The sequence below is a fragment of the Chitinophaga japonensis genome (assembly GCF_007830125.1).
In the GTDB taxonomy this organism is placed as follows: domain Bacteria; phylum Bacteroidota; class Bacteroidia; order Chitinophagales; family Chitinophagaceae; genus Chitinophaga; species Chitinophaga japonensis.
Map to the genome: position 1 here is coordinate 216,390 of NZ_VLLG01000006.1, position 22,220 is coordinate 238,609.

The following is a 22,220-nucleotide window of genomic DNA, read 5'->3' on the forward strand; positions in this document are numbered from 1 at the left end:
CGTTTTTTTGTGGCCAGTATCCAGAGTAAGTTATTGAATGCCCTGCTAAAACTGATCAATAAAAAAGATTTTCTCAGGAAACAGCTTGCCGCCGGCAACCAGGGCCTTTTCAACTGTCCGACGCCGCCAGCCCGTATACACAGGCACTGCCTGGTGCGTAAAAGCCGGATCAATGACAATAATGTTTTTACACTGAGCCCCCGGAACAGGAAAGACAGCGGCAGGCACATCCTTTATTTGCATGGAGGGGCTTATGTAAATAATTTTGTAATATTTCACTGGACCTTCCTGGCCGAGCTCGTCCGCAGAACGGGCTGTACTATTACCGCCCCGGATTACCCGCTTGCCCCAGAACATACCTGTAAAGAATCATTCGCCATGGCCATGACCCTTTATGAACAACTGACGCAAATAGTTCCCCCCGCTAACCTGACACTGATGGGTGACTCTGCAGGCGGCGGCTTTGCCCTGGCTCTGGCGCAAAAGTTATGGCACGAGGGCCTTCCCCAACCTGGCCGCATCATTTTACTTTCGCCCTGGCTGGACATTACCCTCTCCAATCCTGGTATAAAGGAAATCAACAAGATCGACCCTTTTTTAGGCATAGCCGGCTTGCAGGAAGCCGGCCGGATATACGCCGGGGAAATGGACCCTTCCGGTTACTTGTTGAGCCCTATTAACGGCATACTGGAAGGACTTGGAAAAATATCGGTCTTCACCGGTTCAAGGGACATCCTGGTAGCAGATGCCAGAAAGCTAAGGCAGTTGGCTGCATCAAAAGGGATAGAGATAGATTATTATGAATATAAAGAAATGTTCCATGCGTGGATGCTGCTGAACTTCCCTGAATCCCAAAAAGCAAAACAGCAGATCATTGACCTGCTGCAACGCTCCTGATGAAATTTTTTTTCACGTTCTGAAAAACCAATACTTTTGGTATAATGTAGCTTCCCGCTGATTAACTGGTACTCCCCCAATTATGCCAAGATATATCTCTATAGCCAGTAACAGGTATATCTCCTTATCTGTTGCACATTTAAAAAGAACGGCCAGCGACTTTACCGGCTGGTTCCTGGTACTATGCTTACTTTTCCTGTTTATGCGATGCATGGAAATTGCCTATGGCAGGCTGCTGCACGGGCGGCTGACCGCCTGGTGGGAAGTATGGCTGACCGGCATTGTAAAGGATATCAGCTTCCTGCTGACGGCGGCTGCCTGGGCGTACCCGGCATACTACTTCATCTCGCTGGGAAGCGGGCGGCTGGCCCGGAGATTATTCACGACAGGCGCCGCGATCCTTTGCGGGGTACACCTGGTGTTGTCGGAATACTTCCTGACCACGCTCACCATGCTGGGCGCCGACCTCTGGATCTATTCCTCCCGCGATATCTGGCAGACCATCAGTGCTGCGGGTATTAAATGGCCCATTATCCCGGCTATTCTGCTCACCGTGACAGTCGCCTCCTGGTGCCTGGTAAAACTGCCTCCCCGGCTAAGAACAGGGCCGCTTACAGGCATCGGCCTGGTGGCGCTGTTCATTATCTGCGAAGCGGCCGGGCTGGCGGCCATCACCCATACCTGGCGAAGCGACAGCTCCGAGTACGGCAACAGCCTGAGCAACAATAAATCCTGGTTTTTCTACAAACAAAGCATCGACTATTTTTTCCCGGCCCCCGCGGATACGGACCTGTACACAGACAGCCATATGGCGGACTACATCAACGATCCCGCCACCTGGAGCACCGCTGCGTTCCAATACCCGGATGAGGAGCGCTATCCTTTCCTGCACCTGGATGAAACGCCCGATGTGCTGTCGCCGTTCCTGCGCAAAGGCAGCAGCCCGCCCAATATCGTGCTGGTGATCGTGGAGGGGCTGGGCAGCGCTTACTCCGGCAGGAGCGCCTACCTGGGCAGCTTTACGCCTTTCCTGGATTCCCTGTCCCGGCATTCCCTGTACTGGGAAAATTTCCTGAGCCAGAGCGGGCGCACCTTTGCCGCCCTGCCCGTTTTGCTGGCGTCCCTGCCCTTTGGCAAAACCGGCTTTACGGAGCTGGACAGCCGGATGCCGCCGCACCTGAGCATGCTCAGCCTGCTGAAGCGCCAGGGCTATCATACCGCCTTCTACTACGGAGGTGACGCCACCTTCGACAACATGACCGGGTTCCTGGAGCGCAATGCCATTGACGAGATACTTGACATTACCGCCTTTCCGGGGGAATACCGCAAACTGCCTGCAGGCAACCAGGGGCTTTGCTGGGGGTACGGCGACAAAGAGCTGTTCCACTTCTACTTCTCCACGCTGCCCGCTACCGGACCTTACTGCCATGTACTGCTGACCGTAGCATCACACGAGCCTTTCCTGGTGCATAACCAGGAAAGCTACCTGGCGCGGGTTGAGCAACGTATCTCGGCCCCCGGATTTGCCGCGGCGCGGAGGGCTGCTGCACGGAATTTCAAAAAGCAATATGCCAGCATCCTGTACGTGGACGATGCGCTGCAATACTTCTTTCATACATATGCCCAACGCCCGGATTTCCATAACACCATCTTTATTATCACCGGCGATCACCGCATGCCGGAGATCCCCATGCGCGACAAGCTGGACCGCTATCATGTGCCGCTGATCATTTATGCTCCCCTCCTGCTTCGCAGCGCCAGGTTCTCCGCTATCTCCACGCATTTTGACGTAGCGCCCAGCATGCTGCAGCTGCTAAAAAACCAGTACGGGCTGCAGATACCCTCCCTGGCTGCCTGGGTAGGCAGCGGGCTGGATACCGGCTACACCTTCACCAACCGCCACGCCTATCCCCTGATGCAGAACAAGCACTACATGATCGATTTCATCCAGGGCGACCACATGATGATCGGGAACGACCTTTACCGCATTCAACCCGGCATGTCGCTGGAGCCGGTACAGGATAAGCACAAGCTGGCGCAACTGCGCAGGGGCTTTGAGCGGTTCCGGAAAAAGAACCGGCAGATGCTGGACGGCGCCTCCCTGCTGCCGGATTCCATTTACCAGCGTTATTACCCGCGCTGAAAAGCCGCCCTCTCCTTTTGACAGTAATCATACGGCCGTGTGACCGGCGTCATTCCCCTGCCGGACCGGGTGTGATAGTTTTGGAAAATGAAAACTTTATTACACCATACTACCTTCCGCGGGCGGCTGCTGACAGGCGCTGTGCTCAGCGGCATGCTTCTCTCCTGCCGGCAGGAAACCGTTGTGTACCCGGAAAAGAAGGAGATCATTGAAACGGTGTACGCATCCGGCAAGATCACGGCGGAAAATGAATACAGCCGGTTTGCGCTCTGCAACGGCACCATCCTGCAAAAACTCGTGAAGGACGGCGACAGCGTACATAAAGGACAGTTGCTGTACGTGATCAGCAACGATGCCGCAAAGGAACGCGCCCATGCAGCCAGCAACAGTTACCAGGTAGCGGCCATCAATCTTTCCGGCCGTTCCCCGCTGCTGAACGAGCTGCGCCTGGCCCTGCAGAATGCGGAGGTAAAATTCCGCAACGACTCCCTGAACTACCACCGCTGGAAAAACCTTTGGAGCCATGACATCGGCACCAGGAGCAACCTGGACAACGCCTACAGCGCTTACCAGGTATCCCTTAATGAAAAGGAACGCGCCGTCCAGCAATACCAGTCCCTGCTGAACGAGATGCAGGTGAGCCATAGCAATGCGCAGAGCCAGCTGGCAGCCGCCCGGCAGGACCTGCAGGAATACTTCATCCGCAGCAACTGCGACGGAATAGTATATCAAACCCTGAAGGAGGTGGGCGAAGCCGTGCATACCAGCGAAGCAGTGGCCCTCCTCGGCGACCATCACCGCGTTATCCGCCTGGCCATAGACCAGCAGGATATCAACAAGGTAAAAAAGGGACAGCTGGTGCTGCTGCAAATGGATGTTACCGGCACCACCATACATGAAGCCCTGATCACCCATATCTATCCTGTGATGAATGAAGCGGACCAGACCTTCCGGGCGGATGCTGCCTTCAAGGTGCCTCCGGTGCAACCCTTTATCCACAGCTCTATTGAGGCCAACGTTATCGTGCAGCGCAAAAGCAATGCGCTGGTATTGCCCAGGAAGGCCCTGGTGGGAGCAGACAGCCTCTGGATACAGCACAACGGGGAGAAGCGGAAGATCGGCATACGAACCGGTATTGCCACGCTGGAGAATGTAGAAGTACTGGCCGGCGTAAAGGAAACCACCCCGGTACTTCTTTCACCCGAAGCCCAATAGCCATGTCTTTACAGGTCAACCTTTCCATTGCCAGAACGCATCTCCTTTCACGGAAGAAGCAAACCATCATCGCCATGCTGGGCGTCACCTTCGGCATTGCCATGTTCATCCTCATGATCAGCTTCATGAAAGGCGTGAACAAGCTGCTGCAGGACCTGGTGCTGTCCACCACGCCTGATATCCATATTTACAACGATTTTAAAACAGACTACTCGGCCTCCATCGCCGGCCGGTATTTTAATGCGGGCAACCGTAACTGGGTGATCGTGCACCACCCGCGTCCCAAGCAGATCAGCCTGAACCTGCGGAATGCGCCCGGCATTGTGGCGGACCTGCGCAAACATGAAGAGGTGGTGGCAGTATCTCCTTACCTCTCCGCCCTTACGCTCTTTCACTACGGACCCGTGCAATGGGCCGCCAACCTGGAAGGCGTGGACATCCGGGAAGAGGACCGGCTGTTCGGCCTGGCGGACAAGATGGTGAGCGGGCGGCCGGAAGACCTGCTGGCTACCGACAACGGCATTATCATGGGATACAAGCTGGCTGAAGACCTGAACCTGCTGCCTGGCGACCTGGTGACACTTACCGCGCCTTCAAAGGCGCAGATGCGCTTCCGCGTGGTAGGCACCTACAAGTTCGGGATCGCTACCGTGGATGAATACAAGGCCTATGTAAGCCTCTCCAAAATGCAGCAGTTGATGGGCAAGAACCGGGATTACATTACCGACATCCGCATCAAGCTGAAAGACCTGGACAGGGCCGTACCCCTGGCCGCCGCTTTCGGAAAAAAATACGGCTACAAGTCCGAGGACTGGGAAACCGTGAACGCCTCTTTGAAAGCCTCCAATATCATACGGGATACGCTGACCTATGTAGTGAGCATCACCCTGCTGATCGTAGCGGGATTCGGGATCTACAACATTATGAACATGGTCATCATCAGCAAGATGAAAGATATCGCCATCCTGAAAGCCCAGGGGTTTGCCGGCAGGGACATCATACAGATATTCCTGTCGCAGTCGCTGATCATCGGGCTGATAGGCGGCATGGCGGGGCTGCTGCTGGGCTTCCTGTTGTCCTACGGCTTGTCCCGCGTGCCCTTCCCGCAGGATGATTTCATCATCATAACACATTTCCCGGTGCTGTTCCAGGGCTGGTTTTACATTTTCGGCGCGCTGTTCGGTATACTCACCACCCTGCTGGCCGGCCTGCTGCCTGCCCGCAAGGCGGCGAAAATAGACCCGGTAGCCATTTTACGCGGATAAAAACATGATTATGCAGGAAGCTATACTGAAAGCGGAAAAGCTTAGCAAATACTTCTACGAACCCAGCAGGTTCCAGGTGCTGCACGAAGTGTCCCTCTCCATTCAAAAAGGGGAGTTTGTTTCCATCATGGGAAAATCCGGCTGCGGGAAATCCACCCTGCTATACCTGCTGTCCACCCTGGATACCGACTACGAAGGCACGATCGATATACATGGCGTAAAGGTGACCGGCCTCCCGGAAAAAAACCTGGCCCGGTTCAGGAATGAGCATATCGGGTTTGTATTCCAGTTCCACTTCCTGCTGCCGGAATTCACGGCCCTGCAGAACGTGATGCTGCCTGCGCTGAAGCTGGGCCGGCTGGATACCCCTGCCATCGAAGCACACGCTATGGAAAAGCTGCGGCAAATGGAGATGCACGAACATGCGCACAAGCTGTCCGGGAAGCTGTCCGGTGGCCAGCAGCAACGAGTGGCCATTGCCCGCGCCCTGATCAACGACCCGGATATTATTATGGCGGACGAGCCTACCGGCAACCTGGATTCCACCAATGCCGCCATTATCAGCAATATCCTGCAGGAGCTGGCCCGGCAGGACAATACCATCATCATTGTTACCCACGACCGGGATTTTGCGAACAGGACCGACCGGATCATAGAAATGGTGGACGGCCGGCTGCAGGAGCCGGCTGTGCATCCGTAGCGTACGGAGAAAAACTATAACCTGCTATGCCTTCTCCGCTGGTCGCCTTTTTCTTCTTCTGTTGATTTGGGAGGGAGCAATTCTTTCCTGTCTTTCTGATTCCTTCTGATCAAAAATACCAGTAAGGCAAGGGCGGCTATTACAACAACGGTAATGATAGCAATGTCTCTCGTCAGCATAAGACAATTTTTGATAAACTAACCCGTGCGTTGCTCCTGTAATTTACGCATTTCCGGCACTCCGGCCGTCGAACTGATATCAATCAGGCAAATAAAAGACTCTTTTCTCCCTTTTATGATTGTCGTCATACTTTTTGACCATTATGAAAGTGATTTTTGTACTGCAAATGTGATATACATCATTTTCAAATTCCAATATCTATGCATTACAAACATTTCTTTTCCATCACTTTCACCGCGGGTATTCTATTCATATATGGCTGTGGCGGTGGCAGCACGCAACAGGCTGACACCAGGGAAACCCCGGCGGCAACACCCGCGGGGGAAACTGGTACAACAGCCGGTACGGCGGACGATAAAAAAGGCATCGGCAAGTTTACGGACGTACCGCTCACCCATCCCCTGGACGCCAAAATGGTAACTGCAGGAGAAAAAACCTATGATGTGAAATGCGGCTCCTGCCATAAGCTGAGCGAGGAGAAGCTGGTAGGACCAGGCTGGAAAGGCGTGACGGACAGGAGAACGCCTGAATGGATCATGAACTTCATTACCAACGTGGATGAAATGCTCAATAAGGACGCCGAAGCGCAGGCCATGCTGGAAATCTGCATGGTACGTATGCCCAACCAGAATTTAAGCGATGAGGAAGCCCGGGCGGTCCTGGAGTTCATGCGTAAAAACGATGGTAAAAATTAAATGACCCTTTCTAAACAATACTCATACATCATGAAAAAGTTCCTGTTATTTTCCTTATCCCTTGGAGCCGTTGCCCTGCTGCCGTCCTGCAAAATGAAAACGGCGGAGACGGCGGTGAGCGGTGATGCGGCCTCCAAAGTCTACGTAGCGCCGGGCAAATACGATGAATTCTACAACTTCGTATCCGGCGGTTTCAACGGGCAGGTGTCCGTGTACGGCCTTCCTTCCGGCAGGCTGCTGAAGATCATCCCGGTCTTTTCCGTATTCCCGGAAAATGGCTATGGTTATAGTGAAGAGACCAAAGCCATGCTGAACACCACCGCCGGGCTAATACCCTGGGACGATCAGCACCACCTTACCCTGTCGCAGACCAATGGCGAGCAGGACGGGCGCTGGCTGTTTGCCAATGCCAATAATACGCCCCGCGTGGCGCGTATAGACCTCACCACCTTTAAAACGGTGGAGATCCTGCAGCTGCCGAACAGCGCCGGCAACCACTCCTCCCCCTACCTCACCGAGAACACGGAATACGTAGTAGCGGGCACCCGCTTTGCGGTACCTATCGGCGAACAGCAGGATGTTCCCATATCTTCCTTCAAGGAAAATTTTAAAAGCACCGTGTCCTTTATCAGCGTGGATAAGAATTCCGGCCGTATGAATGTAGCATTCCAGGTAGTGCTGCCCGGCATGGACCTGGACCTGAGCCGGGCCGGCAAAGGGCCTTCCCACGGCTGGTTCTTCTTCTCTACCTACAACACGGAGCAGGCCAATACACTCCTGGAAGTGAATGCTTCGGAAAAGGACAAGGACTTTATCGTGGCCATTAACTGGCAAAAAGCCGAAGCCTATGCCAAAGCCGGGAAAGGCAAAAAAATGAAAGTACAGTATGCGCACAACGTCTTCCACGAAGAAGAACAAAGTGCTACTTCCACTACGGAAACGGAAGTGATCGTACTGGACCCGAACGAGCTGAAAGACATCGTGTACATGATCCCCTGCCCCAAATCCCCCCACGGCTGCGATGTGGACCCCAGCGGGGAATACATTGTAGGCAGCGGGAAACTGGCGGCGCTGATACCGGTATTCTCTTACCAGAAGATCATCAAAGCGATTGATGCAAAGGATTTTGAAGGCGACTACCAGGGTATCCCGGTATTAAAGTACAATACCGTTTTGCACGGCGAAGTGCAAAAGCCTGGGCTGGGGCCCCTGCATACGGAATTCGATGCAAACGGTAACGCCTATACTTCCATGTTCCTTTCTTCTGAAATAGTGAAATGGAATGTAAAAAGCCTCGAAGTGCTGGACCGCGCGCCCACCTATTATTCCATCGGCCACCTTTGCGTGCCGGGGGGCGACACCAAAAAACCTTGGGGCAAATACGTGATCGCCTATAACAAGATCACGAAAGACCGCTACCTGCCCACCGGTCCGGAACTGGCGCAATCTGCCCAGCTCTATGACATCAGCGGGGAAAAAATGAAGCTGCTGCTGGACTTCCCCACCGTGGGAGAACCTCACTATGCGCAGGCGATTGCGGCAGATATGATCAAAGACAAAAGCGTGAAGATATACGACATCAACAAGAACAAGCACCCCTATGTAGCCATGGGAGAAAAGAATGCGAAAGTGGTCCGCAAAGGCAACCGGGTGGACATATACATGACCGCCATCCGCTCCCACCTGAATCCGGATAACATTGAAGGCGTATACGTAGGCGATGAGGTCTATTTTCATGTTACCAACCTGGAGCAGGACTGGGATGTGCCGCATGGCTTTGCGATCAAGAACAACCCGAACGCGGAACTGCTGATCATGCCCGGGGAGACCGTTACCCTGAAATTCGTGCCGGAGAAAGCAGGCATCTACCCTTACTACTGCACAGACTTCTGCTCCGCCCTGCACCAGGAAATGCAGGGATACTTACGGGTGTCCCCCAAAGGCAGTAATGTTCCCTTAAAATTCGGCACCGGCGAGATGAAAGCCGTGGCCGCCAATCAATAACAAACCGGGCAATGGCGGGGCTGAAACACCCTGCCATTGCTGCTACTGCATATGAACAAGCTAACAAACACCGGAAGGATAAGCACCGTATTGGTGATACTGCTGCTCGTAAGCTTATGGTTCTTCCCCATGTGGCGGATAGACCTGGCGGCGCCCCAGTATCCCGGCGGCCTGACCATGACGATCTGGATCAATGACATACAAGGCGACGTGGATGTGATCAACGGGCTGAATCATTACATCGGCATGCAGACCATCCACAAGGAAGATTTCAGGGAGTTTATATACATGCCGCTGGCCATGATGATATTTATTGCAATGGGATTGGGCGTGCTGGCCTGGAACAGGCGGGCCGGCTATTACACCTGGACGCTGCTCTTCCTCGTGCTGGCCTCCCTCTCCTTCTATGACTTCTATAAATGGGAATATGACTACGGGCATAACCTTGATCCCAACGCGCCCATACAGGTGCCAGGGATGGCCTACCAGCCCCCGCTGATCGGCTATAAGAAGATGCTCAATTTTGAAGTGCTGTCACAGCCCCACGTGGCCGGCTGGTGCTATATCCTGGCCGGGGTGATACTGGTAGCCATTACCATCTATGAATACAAAAAATCCCGGCAAAATGCGTAATCCAATAATCATACTGCTCTGCGCGGGCCTGCTGTTAACGACAGCTTGCCAGCCTTCTTTTGAGCCCATCTCCTACGGCAAAGACGCCTGCGCCAGTTGTAAAATGACCATTGTAGACCGCCGCTTCTCCGCTGAGCTGCTGACCGCCAAGGGAAGGGTCTACAAGTTTGATGACATATTGTGTATGCAACAGTACATGGACGGGATGCAAAAGCAGGATGAACAGGTGCAGCTCTTTGTGGCGGATTATCTTGATAATGGCGAAGCAATGCTGGATGCCCGGAAAGCGGTGTTCCTGCGGCATGAACTGTTTGCCAGCCCGATGAATGGCAACTGCGCGGCATTTGCCAGCCGGGCGCTTGCGCAACAATACCGGGACAGCCTCCATACTGATTTTCAACACTGGAACACGCTGCGCCAATGAAGCACCCTTACAGGATATTGCTATGGGCCATACTTGCCCTGCTGCACGGCCGCACCTTTGCAACGGTCATAAAAGTGCATCCCGCCGCCGGGAGCATACAGGGCGCTATCCGCCAGGCGCGGCCGGGCGATACGGTCCTGCTGTCAAAAGGTATTTACAAGGAGCATGACATCTACGTAGACAAACGGGTGGTCATACTGGGGGAACAATACCCCGTGGTGGACGGGCAGGGCCGGCACCAGTTGTTTATTATCACCGCGGATTCTGCCGTTATTCAGGGATTGCAGGTGCAAAACACCGGCATCTCCAGCCTGGTGGACATGGCCGCCATCCGCGTGCAGGAGGCCGGTTATGTAAAGGTGGCGCATAACCGGCTGCTGAACAACACTTACGGCATCTACCTCCAGAAAAGCCACCACTGCACAGTGGTGAACAACCAGCTACAGGCGCAGGCGGTGGATGAACAGAACAGCGGCAACGGCATACATGCCTGGAAATCCGGACACCTGCGGATACAGGGCAATCACATTACCGGGCACCGGGATGGCATCTATTTCGAGTTTGTTACGCAATCCGATATCAGCGACAATATATCCGTATCCAATGTGCGTTATGGCCTCCACTTCATGTTCTCCAACGACGATGCGTATACCCGGAACACTTTCTCCGGGAATGGCGCAGGCGTGGCCGTTATGTTCTCCAAAAGAGTGACCATGCACGGGAACGTATTCAAGGACAACTGGGGAGACGCCGCCTATGGCCTGCTGCTGAAAGAAATATCAGACGGCACCATTGCCGGCAACCTGTTTGTAAAGAACACGGTGGCCATTTACATGGAAGGCGCCGCCCGGCTGGAAGTAAAACGCAACACCTTCACCGGCAACGGCTGGGCCATGCGGATGCAGGCCAGTTGCAGCAACGGGCTGTTCACCGAAAATAATTTTACGGGCAACTCCTTTGACGTAGCCACCAATGGCACCATGATGCTCAATACCTTCAGGGGCAACTACTGGGATAAATACGACGGGTACGACCTGGACCGCGACGGAACAGGCGATGTACCCTATTACCCGGTAAGCGTGTATGCCGTTATCACGGAAAAGATACCGGCCGCCATGATACTTTACAGGAGCTTTCTCACCAATATTATGGACCAGGTGGAAAAGGTGATGCCCAGCATTATCCCGGACCAGCTAAAAGATGATGCGCCCAGGATAAAAAAATGGAAACTATGATAGAAATAATCCAACTGACCAAATCATTCGGCAGGTGCAAGGCACTGGACAATATCAGCCTGAGCATGCAGCAGGGGCAAGCCATCTCCCTGCTGGGGCCCAACGGATCGGGAAAGACCACGTTGATCAAATCGATACTGGGACTGGTGATCCCGGAAAAGGGAACGATCCGCATTAACGGGCAGGCCGTAAAAAAAGACTGGGCCTACCGCTCCAACATAGGCTACATGCCGCAGATAGGCCGTTATCCTGAAAACATGACCATTGAACAGGTCATCAATATGATCCGGGAGATCCGCCGGGATCATACCGTGTATGATGAAGACCTGCTGAAAGGATTCGGACTGGATAAGGTACGGCACAAAATGATGCGCAACCTGTCCGGTGGCACCCGGCAGAAAGTAAGCGCCAGCCTGGCCTTTTTATTTTCCCCCGGCATCTACATCCTGGACGAACCGACGGCCGGCCTGGACCCGGTATCCAGCGAACTGCTGAAAGACAAGATCGCGCAGGAGCTTTCCCGGGGAAAGCTGGTGCTCATCACCTCGCATGTGCTGAGCGACCTGGAAGGCATTGCCAGCCATATTGTGTACCTGCAGGACGGTCGGCTGATGTTCTACAAAAGCGTAGAAGCCCTGCAGGCCACCACCGGGGAAGAAAGGCTCAATAAAGTCATTGCGCGGGTCATGCAAACTGAGTTGCCGGCATCCAGCTATGCCGTATGAAACCGCGCCTACAACATCAAAATATGAACGGATGAAAACGATCATCAAATACGTATTACTGGATCTTTTAAAGAACAAGATCATCCTGGTGTATACCCTCATACTGGCAGTGCTGGCGGTAAGCGTGCTAAACCTGGACGGCAACCCATCCAAGGGATTACTGAGCCTGCTGAATATTACGCTGCTGTTTGTTCCGATCATCACCATTCTTTTCGCCACTATTTATTTTTTCAATTCCATAGAATTCACGGAGCTACTGCTGTCCCAGCCCATCAACCGGAAAAGCGTGCTGCTGGCGGAATATACGGGGGTAGCGGTCTCTCTTTCCGCCGCCTATGCAGCCGGCATCGGCATCCCGCTCCTGCTGCTGGTTTCCGGCACCGCCTCCCTCATACTCGTGATCAGCGGCCTGCTGCTGACGCTGATCTTCAGCTCCCTGGCCCTGCTGATCTTCGTGCTTTGCCGGGACAAGACCCGGGGCATCGGCGCAGCGATCATCACGGCGCTGTTCTTCTCCTTATTGTTTGACGGCTTGCTGATAGGGCTGATCTATTCCTTTGGTGAATATCCCATTGAGAAAATGGTGCTGGGAGCGATCACCCTGAATCCCATAGACCTGGCCAGGGTACTGATGCTGCTGCAACTGGACGTGGCCGTGCTGATGGGGTATTCCGGCGCCCTGTTCAAAAAATTCCTCGGCTCCGCCGCCGGCAGCATTTTCGCGGTAAGCTGCCTGCTGTGCTGGATGATCGTCCCCCTGCTCCTTTCTGTAAGGGTATTCAACAGGAAGAACCTGTAATGCCGGCATGCAGCGCTCTTTCCTGTTGCATGGCTTTCGGGAACAGTATATTATTCTCCAGGTGTATGTGCAGGTGCAGGTCATGCTCAAATGCTTCCAGCTTGTGATACAGCAGCTTCATGCTGTTACAGGCCCCTTCCGGCGCAGTATAGTCGCCGGACAGCAAACGGATATCCTTTACCAGGTCGCCAGCCAGGTCATGGTCGCTTTCCATTACTTCGATAGGTATGCTGATGGTGGCAAAGCCGACTTTTAGCGGGTGCCCGCTGTCCAGGAGCTTAATGGCCGGGAACAGGACCTGCTCTTCCTTTTTCATATGCGTGAGCAGCTCCTGGGCCAGCTCGTTTGCCTTACTGTTGATTTCATGCAGGAAAGGGTGTGCCGCCCCATGGCGCACAGCCACTTTTTCAGCCAGGTCCAGGATCACGGGAATATGCTGCCGTACATAGGCATGGTGCACATTCACGATGTAGTCTGCCAGGAATGAAGGCGTGAAAGCGCTGAAATCAGGCCGGATACCGGATACATCATCAGCAGCGGCTGCCAGCGCCTGCCTTACCCGGTCAATGTCCAGTGCTTTTTCGCGGCAGGCATCCTCCAGCGTTTTGCGGCCACCGCAGCAAAAATCAATGCCGAATGCCCTGAGCACTTCCGCGTTCCTGATATTCTCGGCGACAATCCCGCCCACTGTTTCCAGGTTGATAGATACGTTTTTCATGAGCTATATGTTTATGATTAAGTGCAGATCTAGCGACAAGACAGCTACCGGTGAACAGGCAGGCAGCCGCCCCAAGCAGGAGCCAGGGTATAACGGGACTGCTTTTCACCAGTATCACACCCAGCCCCTGCATCATTAAAACAATTTCGTTCAGCACCACCCCACCAGTGAATATACCGACGGCGCGCCTGGCAGCCGGCCCATCCGGCAGGAGGCCGATTTGCATAAAATGCGCCAGCAGGTACACCGTTACAAACGCCAGTAACACCAGGTGCAGGAAGCCGATAACGACCGGCCGGTTGGCAAACACCGCCGCCCCTACTGGCGGGATAACCGTAAGCGCCTGCAAGAGCATTTTAAGCATGAAGGCCAGCATGGCCACGGCCCCTATGCGGGCCGCAAAGGCGGGGATCGTTCTTAGCTGTTGCCGCAGCGCATACATCATGCTGCAAAAGAAGAACAGGCTCAATACGGATAACACGCTCCCCGCAAGCGCCACCATACGGACCATGATCCCGGGAGCGCCCCACAGGTAGGAGCTGAACATGGCCGGTATCACGGAGCACACCAGCAACCATGCAAACCTTACAGTATACCGGTCCGGCAGGCGCAGCAGGTGAAAGGCCAGCGCAAACACCGCCAGGGTAAAAAAGCCGCTGTGCTGCAGGTACAGGTAGGTATAAATGGCGTTCCTGTACAACACGAAATCTCCGGAACCGCTGACCATCAGGTAAGCCAGGGTATAAGGACCAACGGAAGAAATAACGAGGCTTGCCAGGGAACTTACTGTCAGCAGTTTTACTGCCCGGCCATGCGTGGTCGTCCTGAAATCTTTCAGGAAAACAATCGTAAAAGCATAGGTTACGAAAATAAACAAGGTGGAGAACAGGATGGCGTAGCCGCCATAACCCTGTGCCGGGAAACTGGCCAGCATACCCAGAGCCGTGAGCAGCAAGCCGGCCAGCAGCCACTGGTACACCCGTTTCCTGCCAGGCTGTTCCGGCAACAGCTGGCACACCATCAAAGCAAGCAATGCCAGCGTGATCCAGCCGGAAAAAGCAAAATGGGAGTGTCCCTGCAAGGTGCGCTTAAAATCTACAGGTACAGGGAACAATATTTTAGCGCGCAGGAGTAAACCCAGCCCCGCAACGATTGCCAGGTTTATTAAAGCCACCCTGATCCATCCAGCCTGTTTCATCATTGACACAATTAATAAAAGACAAAAACATCCTTTATATAGGTAAATTTTTTTCCCAGAACGGGTCCGGCCACACAGAGGCCGTTCCCTTGCGGTGCATTGCCTCTATAGCAAGGCCCATTTCCTGTAACTGTTCGCCGCTCAGCTTTGCTTCGATATAGGGAAACAATGCACGCTCCTCGTAGCGGATATGTTCATCCAGCTTATCTGCAAAAGCAGCCAGGTACGCCTGCCCGCCCCCATGCGCCTTTTCCAGCTCCCCGGCCAGCCTGCGCAGCTCCTCGTGCTGCGCCAGCGCTGTTCTTTTCATCGGATCGTCTGCAGCCAGCACCGTGAAGACCAGCGCTTCTTCCTCCTGAAAATGTGCTGCCAGCTCCCGTTCAAAACAGTGGATAACATAGCGTCGGATACGGTCCGCGTCAACGGCTTTCCTGGTCCCTTCCCGGATCTTCCAGCACAGCAGCAGGCCGTCATGATGGTCCCGCGACAGCGGAACAAGCGCCGGGCTTCTTTTCACCGGTTTGCGATTTGTGATCATACTGTAAAGGTAATGCTTCCGGTCATAATAAAAGACAAGAAAGTCTTTTATTATTCAATTTGACAGCGGGCTTACAATAACAAACGGATGGCGGCATGTTCCCGCATTTTTCTCCGAAAAGTTTGGATAACTATTAAACTCGTTTAATTTTGCAACATTATTGCATTTTACAAATTGGCGTTTATCAGGAAATACAGGCAGTTCACAGCCAGCATACTGCTGGCAATATTTGCATTTGTAGCAACGCCTGTACAGTGGTGGCACCATCACGCGCATGGCTTTGGCCTGGGACCAGCAGCCTGTCTGAAAGAAAAGCAGCCCCCGGTCCTTTCCGTTAAAAAGGGCTTAGGGGCCGGGCACGATTGCCAGGTATGCGCGCACAAATATGCAGCCTATCATGCCACGCCTTTACCTGCGTTTACCAGCCTGCTGCCCGCCCTTCCTGCATTGCATGCATGCGCCTTCCTGACCCTGCCGGCTCCCCGCTGCTTTTCATCTGCCGGCAGAGACCCTCCCCCTGTGATATGCTGATACCTGTTACCACTCTTCTTTCTGTTCAATAAAAAATTGTATGTCTGTATTACAAGCTATCGGGCTTGGCAAGCAGTACAACGGTACTGCTGCGCTAAGCGATCTTCACCTGTCTGTGGACAAGGGCGAGATATTCTGTTTACTCGGCCAGAACGGCGCCGGCAAAACCACCACCATCAATTTATTCCTGGGATTTACGGAAGCCAGCAGCGGTAAAGCCGCCATTAATGGCGTGGAGGTAAAGCCCAATGATCTGCGCACCAAACAATTCATCGCCTATATACCGGAAGTGGTGCAACTGTATGGCAACCTGGACGGGATTGAAAATCTTGATTTCTTCAGCCGCCTGGCCGGCACCCGTTACAGTACCGAAGCACTGGCCGCCTTGCTGGAAAAAGCCGGCCTGCCGGCAACTGCTCACCGTAAACGGCTGGGCACCTATTCCAAGGGCATGCGGCAGAAAGTAGGCATCGCCATTGCGCTGGCCAAACAGGCGGATGTGATCCTGATGGACGAGCCTACCTCGGGCCTTGATCCCAAGGCTACAGTGGAATTTACGCAGCTCTGCAAGGAGCTGGCTGCCGAAGGCAAAACCATTTTCATGGCCACGCATGACATATTCAATGCCGTGAACGTAGGCACCCGGATCGGCATCATGAAACAGGGACGCCTGGTGCATACCGTGGATACGAACAACATTACCGCCAACGAGCTGCAGCAGCTGTACCTCGAAACCATTTAAGCAATAGCAACAGTGACAATAGCAAACACACAAAACAGGTACCGGTCCATAGCGGTGATGATCACGCTGGGCTGTTTTACCAGCGCAGCGCAGTCGCAGGACATTGTCCGCGATACCGCGGCCGCCGGAGCGCCGGACAGCACGGCCAGGCTGTTGCAATCCATCGAAGTGGTGGGGCGCAAGGTGCGCAATTACCAGAGCGACTATTCCTTTGCCGCCACCAAAACCGCTGAGCTGAACAGGAACATTCCACAGTCTATTTCCACGGTGACCAAAGAGCTGATGGCGGACCGGCAGGCTTTCCAGCTGGCGGATGCCCTCAGGGGCACCAGCGGCGTGATCCCGGCCAGTTATTACAACCAGTTCACCATCCGCGGCATCAGCCAGAATGAAGAAGGCACTATTATCAACGGTATGCGTACCCGGCAGTATTATTTTGCGCAGCCCCTGACCAACAATATTGAACGGGTAGAAGTGATCAAAGGCCCGGCCAGCACCACATTCTCCAGCGTGGACCCCGGCGGCAGCATCAACCTGGTTACCAAAAAGCCGCTGGCCACCGACCGTAAAGAGATCAGCGTAAGCGCGGGCAGCTTCAGCACCATGCGGGGAACACTGGACTTCACCGGGCCGGTGAACAAATCCAGAACATTACTCTACCGTCTCAACGCAGGGTACCTGGATACACGTAGCTTCCGCGACCTCCAGTTCCAGAAAGCCCTGCTCATCTCCCCTTCCCTCACCTACGTACCCAATGACAGGACTACGCTGAACGTGGAGATGATCTACAGCAACATCCATACACGCCTGGACCGCGGGCAGGCCATTTTCGGGGCAATTGCCGGTAAAACGGACCTGCTCAGCACGCCCATCAGCTTCAACATTGGCGCTACCAACGACTATTTCAAATCACGGGAAGTGATATTAATGGGCAACATGGCACACCGGCTGTCCGGGGGCATTACCTTCAACATTGCCTACATGAAGCAGACCTGGACAGAGGACCTGCTGGAGCACCGCACCACCAACGCCTTTGCCGTGGATATCAACAACCAGCCCATTCCTACGCTGGCAGCCATGCAGGTAGTGCAGCGCCAGCAGTTCTGGAACACGGACAATGTCAGCAGCTATTTCAATTTCCAGGCCCGCACCGGCGCGCTGCAGCATAAGCTGCTGATCGGCTATGATCATAACAGCACGCACAAGCACGAAGGCGGCGGGCAGAACGCGGCCAGGGGCTACCTGCTTGCCAGCGGGCAGACCGCCGCTACTTATGACCCCGCCCGCCAGCAGGAGTACCAGGTCATTACCAGGAACGGCATACAAATGCCCAAACCGAACGTGGAGCATTTTGACCTGCAAAACCCGGTGCATACCATCAAGAACATCAATGAATATACGTTTTCCAAAGCAGCCCTGCCGGCGGGCCTGTACCGGGTGCATGCCGCGTATGTGCAGGAGCAGGCAAAATGGAAGCAGTTTACCCTCTTGCTGGGCCTGCGGCAGGAATGGTACCAGGATGTGACCAACTATAAAACAGACCGCGCCATTACCGTGCAGCAATCCAGGCTGCTGCCGCGCATTGGCCTGGTGTACGCCCTGCTACCCAACATGAACGTGTACGCCACCTACCTGCAGGGCTACCAGCCGCAATCCAACACCGTTACCCTGGTGCCCGTGCCCGCACCGGCAGGCAGCAACTATGATCCATTGATCAGCGACCTGAAAGAAGCCGGTATAAAATCCGAATGGCTCGATAACCAGTTGCAGCTTACCCTGGCCCTGTACGAGATCAATCAAAAGAATATTCTCATGAACGCCAACGACCCGGCAGACCCGGACCTGCTGGTAACGCGCGGCGCGGAAAGAAGCCGCGGCCTGGACCTGGACATTACAGGCTTTGTGCAGCGCAACTGGCAGGTAACGGCCTCCTACAGCTATATAGACGCCAGGATCATGAACGACAACAACAAGGCGCTGATCGGCGCACGGAAACAGAATACGCCCATCCATAGCGCCAACCTCTGGACCCGGTATAATTTCAGTTCCGTTCCCCTGCTGAAGGACCTCGGCCTGGGCCTGGGCGTACAGTACAGCGGCGATAAAGTGCCCTGGTTCATACGGGATTTTATGGTGCCGGCCTACACCCTGCTGGACGCCGCGCTCTATTACACGCCCGGTAAAAGCAACGTGCAGCTTGCCCTGAACGTGAACAACCTGGCTAACAAAACCTACTGGATAGGCGCGCAGAATTACCAGCGCCTTTTTCCCGGGGCGCCGCGCAACGTAATGCTGGGCGCCACCTGTAAATTTTAACAACAACGCTATGCGATTCAGAATAGTAAGCATTATTGCCCTGCAATTGTGGCGCAGCTCCTTAAAGAACAAAGCCGTACTGGCGCTCACCGTTATCATCGGGGGCATGCTGCTGTTTGCCGCTTTCACCGGCTGGCAGCACTACCGGTACCAGCACAATATGAGGCTGCAGTACCAGCAGCAGGTAAGGGAGCAATGGCTCAACAGCCCTGACAAGCACCCGCACCGGATGGCGCATTACGGCTACCTGGTCTTCCGGCCCAAACATTCCCTGAGCTTCTTTGATTTTGGGATAGAGAGCTTTACCGGCGTATCCATTTTCCTGGAAGCGCACCGGCAGAATACCGTTAATTTCTCGGAGGCCGGGTTTTCCACCGGGATGCTGCGTTTCGGGGAGATCAGCGTGGCCATGATACTGCAACTGCTGGTGCCCCTGCTCTTGTTCTTCCTCGGCTTCAGCTCTATATCCGCGGAAAGGGAGAACAGTACGCTGAAAGTACTGCTGTGCCAGGGCGTGAGCTGGCAGGAGCTGATTGCGGGCAAAACGCTGGGCATTACCGGCGTTGCCCTGGTGCTGTACCTGCCGGTCATACTCGTCACGGTGCTGTGCTGGCTGCTGCTGAGCCGTTTCCAGGTATCGGCCGGCGACAGCGTACGTCTGCTGCTGCTGATCTTCGCGTACTTCGCCTATTTTATCATCTGTGCGTTAATAGCCGTGCTGGTGTCCGCGCTGAGCAAAACATCCAAAGGGGCTTTGACCACGCTCATCGGGATATGGCTGTTATTCATGATCGTGCTGCCCAGGGGCACGCAGGTGCTGGGCGCGCAGCAATACCCTACGCCGTCCAAAGCCGCTTTCCAGGCAGCCGTTGAAAAAGACCTGCGCAGGGAAGGCGACAGCCATAACCCGGACGATCCGCATTACAAGGCCATTAAAGACTCCTTACTGCGCGCTTATAATGTAGACAGCGTGCACAAGCTGCCCTTTAATTATGGCGGCTTTATTATGGCGGAAGGAGAAAGGATCAGCGCGGAAATATACGCGCGGCACCAGCAGGAGCTGGTAAGGACCTACGAGCAGCAGAACAGCTTTGGCCGTTACGCTGCTTTCATCAATCCCTACCTGGCCATCAAGCATTTCTCCATGGCATTAACGGGAACGGACTTTGCCGCCTACATGGATTTCCAGCAGCAGGCGGAAAAATTCCGGTATCAACTGGCGCAGCGCATGAACCGGTTGCAGATGGAATACATCAGCAACCAACCGCCCGGCCCGCATGACAAGCCGCACAGCATCAGTCATGCGCACTGGGCGGAGCTGCAGGATTTCCGGTATGTACCCCTGCAGGGAAAGCAGGTGTACCGGCACGAGCGCCTTTCCATAGCAGCGCTGGTGTGCTGGCTGCTGCTCCCCATCGCCGCGCTATTCATCATTACTAAAAAATTCAGGGCGTTATAATGCCGTATATAGCTATGTTCTCACTTGCATTCAAACAGTTTATCCGCTCCAGGGCTGCCGTTACGGGGCTTGCCTTTATACTTGTTACCGGCGTGGTGAGCCTGCTCATCGGCCAACGTTTTTTAAACGGGCAGCAGGAGGCCGTGTCCTTTGCCGCGCAGCAGCAGCAGGCGCATATCCAGCAGCATGTTCGTTTTTTTGATAAAGAAATGGGACTGCTATTATACTACCTGCATTTCTCCCTGGTGAACACCACAGACCCGCTGGCCGGGCTGTCCATCGGGCAGCGGGATGTGAACCCTTCCATTCAAAGCGTGACCATCCGCAACCTGGAGAACCAGTTGTATGATACGGACCTGCACAATCCCCTGAACCTGTTGCTGGGCAACCTGGACCTGGGCTTTGTGATCATTTACCTGTTCCCGCTGCTTATTATCGCTTTTACATACAACCTGCTGTCTGAAGAAAAGGAAGGCGGCACCTGGAACCTGGTGCGTGTGCAAACGGGGCAGCCTTTACGCCTGCTATGGCTCAAATGGCGGCTACGGATGCTGGCGGTGTTTGCCGCCGTCGCCCTGCTGATGATACTGGCTGTCATCATGCTGTCCTTGCCCTTTAACCAGGCCTTGCTGGCCGTAGCGCTCCTGTTTACAGGCTACCTGCTCTGCTGGTTTGCCCTCAGCTTCCTGGTGGTGTCCCTGAAAAAAAGCTCGGGCTTCAATGCGGTATCCATGCTGTCATTGTGGGTAGTGCTCACCGTACTGCTGCCGGCATTGGTCAACAGTTATATCAGTAACGCCTACCCGCTGCCGGAAGCGCTCAGTAACGTAGTAAAGCAAAGGCAGGGCTATCATGAGAAATGGGATATGGACAGGCAGGTGACCATGGCGCCCTTTTTCGCCCACTACCCGCAGTTCCGGAAATACCCTGTGCCGGACGAGGCCTTCAGTTGGTTATGGTATTATGCCATGCAGCAAATGGGAGATGATGATGCCCGGCAGGAAACGGAAAAACTACAGGAGAAAATACGGCTGCGGGAGCAGGCCAGCCGCAAAATGGCCATGGTGCTGCCTCCGCTGCATGCACAGTTGTCACTGAACAACCTAGCCCGCACCGGCTTACAGGATCATATGCATTTCCTGGACAGCACCCGGCGCTTCCATGAAAGGATCAAATTAGGCTGCTATCCCGGGATCTTTGAGGAACAGCCGGTAGCCAGCGTGGACTGGGATAGTTTTAAAGTGGAATACTACCGTGAAGAAACGCCTATACGCTGGACAGTGCTGCTATTGCCGCTGATCCTCACCGGCGGCATCCTGTTTGGATGGGGATGGTATAATTTGCGCAGGCAGGGGCACCCGGCATCATAAATGCAACCACATTGAAATTTTAGTGCCCCTGCAAAGCGCGATTTTGTTACAAAAGCCTTTACTTTTGCAACGTAATGCGCTTTGTAATATACATATTGGCGATGCTGGTGCTGGCGTTAAGCTGCGTGCCCTGCGCAGACGGCCTTTACAGCGCCGGTAACGGCAGGCAGGCAGCCGCATTTGTGAAAGCCGCCGATCACCAGCATGACCGGGAGCACAGCGATACCTGCTCACCCCTTTGCCAGTGCGCCTGCTGTGCCAGCGTGCTGCTGAGCCCTGCTTTCATCAACGTTTCCCGGCTTACGGACAACAGCGCAACCTTGCAGGCCGCAGACCTGTCTGCGGATGTTATAGAGATCTCCCTGCCTGTCTGGCAACCGCCCCAGTTAACCGCCTAAGCTCTCACTCCTTTTACCGTAGCGCTGCTGCGATC

Annotated in this window: 22 protein-coding genes; 18 read left to right on the top strand and 4 right to left on the bottom strand. The window is 54.3% G+C overall.

The genetic code is table 11. The features are described from left to right. Positions 1 to 9: 9 nt before the first annotated feature. From LX66_RS25255 to LX66_RS25275, 5 genes are all read left to right on the top strand, one after another. Entirely contained in the window at positions 10 to 897 is an 888-nt protein-coding gene (locus tag LX66_RS25255; RefSeq protein WP_158642760.1) for an alpha/beta hydrolase, read from the top strand. 82 nt (positions 898 to 979) lie between these two features. Next, a complete protein-coding gene (locus tag LX66_RS25260; RefSeq protein ID WP_145718701.1) occupies positions 980 to 3,040 on the top strand; it encodes an LTA synthase family protein in 2,061 nt (686 codons plus the stop codon). An 87-nt stretch (positions 3,041 to 3,127) separates the two neighbouring features. After that, positions 3,128 to 4,255, top strand: coding sequence for an efflux RND transporter periplasmic adaptor subunit (locus LX66_RS25265; protein WP_145718703.1), 1,128 nt, complete (start codon positions 3,128 to 3,130; stop codon positions 4,253 to 4,255). A gap of 2 nt (positions 4,256 to 4,257) precedes the next feature. Continuing rightward, entirely contained in the window at positions 4,258 to 5,520 is a 1,263-nt protein-coding gene (locus LX66_RS25270) for an ABC transporter permease (RefSeq protein WP_145718704.1), read from the top strand. Between the two features lie 10 nt (positions 5,521 to 5,530). Next, positions 5,531 to 6,220, top strand: coding sequence for an ABC transporter ATP-binding protein (locus LX66_RS25275; protein ID WP_145718705.1), 690 nt, complete (start codon positions 5,531 to 5,533; stop codon positions 6,218 to 6,220). Between the two features lie 14 nt (positions 6,221 to 6,234). Here the strand turns inward: LX66_RS25275 and LX66_RS28240 are convergent, their stop codons facing one another. Beyond that, complete coding sequence (locus LX66_RS28240; protein ID WP_158642761.1) at positions 6,235 to 6,399, bottom strand: hypothetical protein; 165 nt, start codon at positions 6,397 to 6,399, stop codon at positions 6,235 to 6,237. Between the two features lie 201 nt (positions 6,400 to 6,600). Here LX66_RS28240 and LX66_RS25280 point away from each other — a divergent pair, with 201 nt between their 5' ends. The 7 genes from LX66_RS25280 to LX66_RS25310 are packed head-to-tail and all read left to right on the top strand — an operon-like array spanning position 6,601 to position 12,915. Beyond that, complete coding sequence (locus LX66_RS25280; RefSeq protein ID WP_145718707.1) at positions 6,601 to 7,095, top strand: c-type cytochrome; 495 nt, start codon at positions 6,601 to 6,603, stop codon at positions 7,093 to 7,095. A 30-nt stretch (positions 7,096 to 7,125) separates the two neighbouring features. Further along, positions 7,126 to 9,099: a Sec-dependent nitrous-oxide reductase gene (gene nosZ / locus LX66_RS25285; protein WP_145718709.1), complete on the top strand. Its 1,974-nt coding sequence runs from the start codon at positions 7,126 to 7,128 to the stop codon at positions 9,097 to 9,099. Between the two features lie 51 nt (positions 9,100 to 9,150). Then, positions 9,151 to 9,732 (top strand): hypothetical protein, encoded by a 582-nt coding sequence (locus tag LX66_RS25290; RefSeq protein ID WP_145718711.1) that lies wholly within the window; start codon positions 9,151 to 9,153, stop codon positions 9,730 to 9,732. After that, the gene (locus LX66_RS25295; RefSeq protein WP_158642762.1) at positions 9,725 to 10,156 is read left to right on the top strand and encodes a nitrous oxide reductase accessory protein NosL; all 432 of its coding nucleotides are present in this window, start codon (positions 9,725 to 9,727) and stop codon (positions 10,154 to 10,156) included. The genes LX66_RS25290 and LX66_RS25295 overlap by 8 nt, the downstream gene beginning before the upstream one ends. After that, positions 10,153 to 11,391 (top strand): nitrous oxide reductase family maturation protein NosD, encoded by a 1,239-nt coding sequence (locus tag LX66_RS25300; RefSeq protein ID WP_145718715.1) that lies wholly within the window; start codon positions 10,153 to 10,155, stop codon positions 11,389 to 11,391. Before LX66_RS25295 ends, LX66_RS25300 begins: the two co-directional genes overlap by 4 nt. After that, positions 11,388 to 12,116: an ABC transporter ATP-binding protein gene (locus LX66_RS25305; RefSeq protein WP_145718717.1), complete on the top strand. Its 729-nt coding sequence runs from the start codon at positions 11,388 to 11,390 to the stop codon at positions 12,114 to 12,116. The genes LX66_RS25300 and LX66_RS25305 overlap by 4 nt, the downstream gene beginning before the upstream one ends. Before the next feature lie 31 nt (positions 12,117 to 12,147). Then, the gene (locus LX66_RS25310; RefSeq protein WP_145718718.1) at positions 12,148 to 12,915 is read left to right on the top strand and encodes an ABC transporter permease subunit; all 768 of its coding nucleotides are present in this window, start codon (positions 12,148 to 12,150) and stop codon (positions 12,913 to 12,915) included. Here LX66_RS25310 and ric read toward each other — a convergent pair. Genes ric through LX66_RS25325 form a run of 3 tightly spaced genes read right to left on the bottom strand, consistent with a single transcriptional unit; the run spans position 12,896 to position 15,369 of the window. Continuing rightward, a complete protein-coding gene (gene ric, locus LX66_RS25315; protein WP_145718720.1) occupies positions 12,896 to 13,633 on the bottom strand; it encodes an iron-sulfur cluster repair di-iron protein in 738 nt (245 codons plus the stop codon). The genes LX66_RS25310 and ric overlap by 20 nt on opposite strands. Next, on the bottom strand, positions 13,542 to 14,834 hold the full coding sequence (locus tag LX66_RS25320) for a hypothetical protein (RefSeq protein WP_145718722.1): 1,293 nt from the start codon (positions 14,832 to 14,834) through the stop codon (positions 13,542 to 13,544). The genes ric and LX66_RS25320 overlap by 92 nt, the downstream gene beginning before the upstream one ends. Positions 14,835 to 14,865: 31 nt before the next feature. Continuing rightward, a complete protein-coding gene (locus tag LX66_RS25325; protein WP_145718724.1) occupies positions 14,866 to 15,369 on the bottom strand; it encodes a hemerythrin domain-containing protein in 504 nt (167 codons plus the stop codon). A gap of 174 nt (positions 15,370 to 15,543) precedes the next feature. On the opposite strand from LX66_RS25325, the gene LX66_RS25330 reads away from it, so the two are divergent. The 6 genes from LX66_RS25330 to LX66_RS25355 all read left to right on the top strand — a co-directional run bounded on the left by LX66_RS25330 (position 15,544) and on the right by LX66_RS25355 (position 22,185). Beyond that, complete coding sequence (locus LX66_RS25330) at positions 15,544 to 15,900, top strand: hypothetical protein (protein ID WP_145718726.1); 357 nt, start codon at positions 15,544 to 15,546, stop codon at positions 15,898 to 15,900. Between the two features lie 40 nt (positions 15,901 to 15,940). After that, on the top strand, positions 15,941 to 16,642 hold the full coding sequence (locus LX66_RS25335) for an ABC transporter ATP-binding protein (RefSeq protein ID WP_145718728.1): 702 nt from the start codon (positions 15,941 to 15,943) through the stop codon (positions 16,640 to 16,642). 12 nt (positions 16,643 to 16,654) lie between these two features. Next, positions 16,655 to 18,958, top strand: coding sequence for a TonB-dependent siderophore receptor (locus tag LX66_RS25340; protein ID WP_211366533.1), 2,304 nt, complete (start codon positions 16,655 to 16,657; stop codon positions 18,956 to 18,958). Between the two features lie 10 nt (positions 18,959 to 18,968). Further along, complete coding sequence (locus LX66_RS25345; RefSeq protein WP_145718730.1) at positions 18,969 to 20,417, top strand: ABC transporter permease; 1,449 nt, start codon at positions 18,969 to 18,971, stop codon at positions 20,415 to 20,417. A gap of 14 nt (positions 20,418 to 20,431) precedes the next feature. Then, positions 20,432 to 21,787, top strand: coding sequence for a DUF3526 domain-containing protein (locus LX66_RS25350; protein WP_145718732.1), 1,356 nt, complete (start codon positions 20,432 to 20,434; stop codon positions 21,785 to 21,787). Positions 21,788 to 21,861: 74 nt separating this feature from the next. Continuing rightward, positions 21,862 to 22,185, top strand: a complete 324-nt coding sequence (locus LX66_RS25355) for a DUF6660 family protein (RefSeq protein ID WP_145718734.1) — start codon at positions 21,862 to 21,864, stop codon at positions 22,183 to 22,185. Positions 22,186 to 22,220 lie beyond the last annotated feature (35 nt).

Bases quoted from the DNA above. Each gene is read 5' to 3' on its own strand.
- LX66_RS25260 (WP_145718701.1), top strand. From the start codon at position 980: ATGCCAAGATATATCTCTATAGCCAGTAACAGGTATATCTCCTTATCT.
- LX66_RS25265 (WP_145718703.1), top strand. From the start codon at position 3,128: ATGAAAACTTTATTACACCATACTACCTTCCGCGGGCGGCTGCTGACA.
- LX66_RS25270 (WP_145718704.1), top strand. From the start codon at position 4,258: ATGTCTTTACAGGTCAACCTTTCCATTGCCAGAACGCATCTCCTTTCA.
- LX66_RS25275 (WP_145718705.1), top strand. From the start codon at position 5,531: ATGCAGGAAGCTATACTGAAAGCGGAAAAGCTTAGCAAATACTTCTAC.
- LX66_RS28240 (WP_158642761.1), bottom strand. From the start codon at position 6,399: ATGCTGACGAGAGACATTGCTATCATTACCGTTGTTGTAATAGCCGCC.
- LX66_RS25280 (WP_145718707.1), top strand. From the start codon at position 6,601: ATGCATTACAAACATTTCTTTTCCATCACTTTCACCGCGGGTATTCTA.
- nosZ (WP_145718709.1), top strand. From the start codon at position 7,126: ATGAAAAAGTTCCTGTTATTTTCCTTATCCCTTGGAGCCGTTGCCCTG.
- LX66_RS25290 (WP_145718711.1), top strand. From the start codon at position 9,151: ATGAACAAGCTAACAAACACCGGAAGGATAAGCACCGTATTGGTGATA.
- LX66_RS25295 (WP_158642762.1), top strand. From the start codon at position 9,725: ATGCGTAATCCAATAATCATACTGCTCTGCGCGGGCCTGCTGTTAACG.
- LX66_RS25300 (WP_145718715.1), top strand. From the start codon at position 10,153: ATGAAGCACCCTTACAGGATATTGCTATGGGCCATACTTGCCCTGCTG.
- LX66_RS25305 (WP_145718717.1), top strand. From the start codon at position 11,388: ATGATAGAAATAATCCAACTGACCAAATCATTCGGCAGGTGCAAGGCA.
- LX66_RS25310 (WP_145718718.1), top strand. From the start codon at position 12,148: ATGAAAACGATCATCAAATACGTATTACTGGATCTTTTAAAGAACAAG.
- ric (WP_145718720.1), bottom strand. From the start codon at position 13,633: ATGAAAAACGTATCTATCAACCTGGAAACAGTGGGCGGGATTGTCGCC.
- LX66_RS25320 (WP_145718722.1), bottom strand. From the start codon at position 14,834: ATGATGAAACAGGCTGGATGGATCAGGGTGGCTTTAATAAACCTGGCA.
- LX66_RS25325 (WP_145718724.1), bottom strand. From the start codon at position 15,369: ATGATCACAAATCGCAAACCGGTGAAAAGAAGCCCGGCGCTTGTTCCG.
- LX66_RS25335 (WP_145718728.1), top strand. From the start codon at position 15,941: ATGTCTGTATTACAAGCTATCGGGCTTGGCAAGCAGTACAACGGTACT.
- LX66_RS25345 (WP_145718730.1), top strand. From the start codon at position 18,969: ATGCGATTCAGAATAGTAAGCATTATTGCCCTGCAATTGTGGCGCAGC.
- LX66_RS25350 (WP_145718732.1), top strand. From the start codon at position 20,432: ATGTTCTCACTTGCATTCAAACAGTTTATCCGCTCCAGGGCTGCCGTT.
- LX66_RS25355 (WP_145718734.1), top strand. From the start codon at position 21,862: ATGCGCTTTGTAATATACATATTGGCGATGCTGGTGCTGGCGTTAAGC.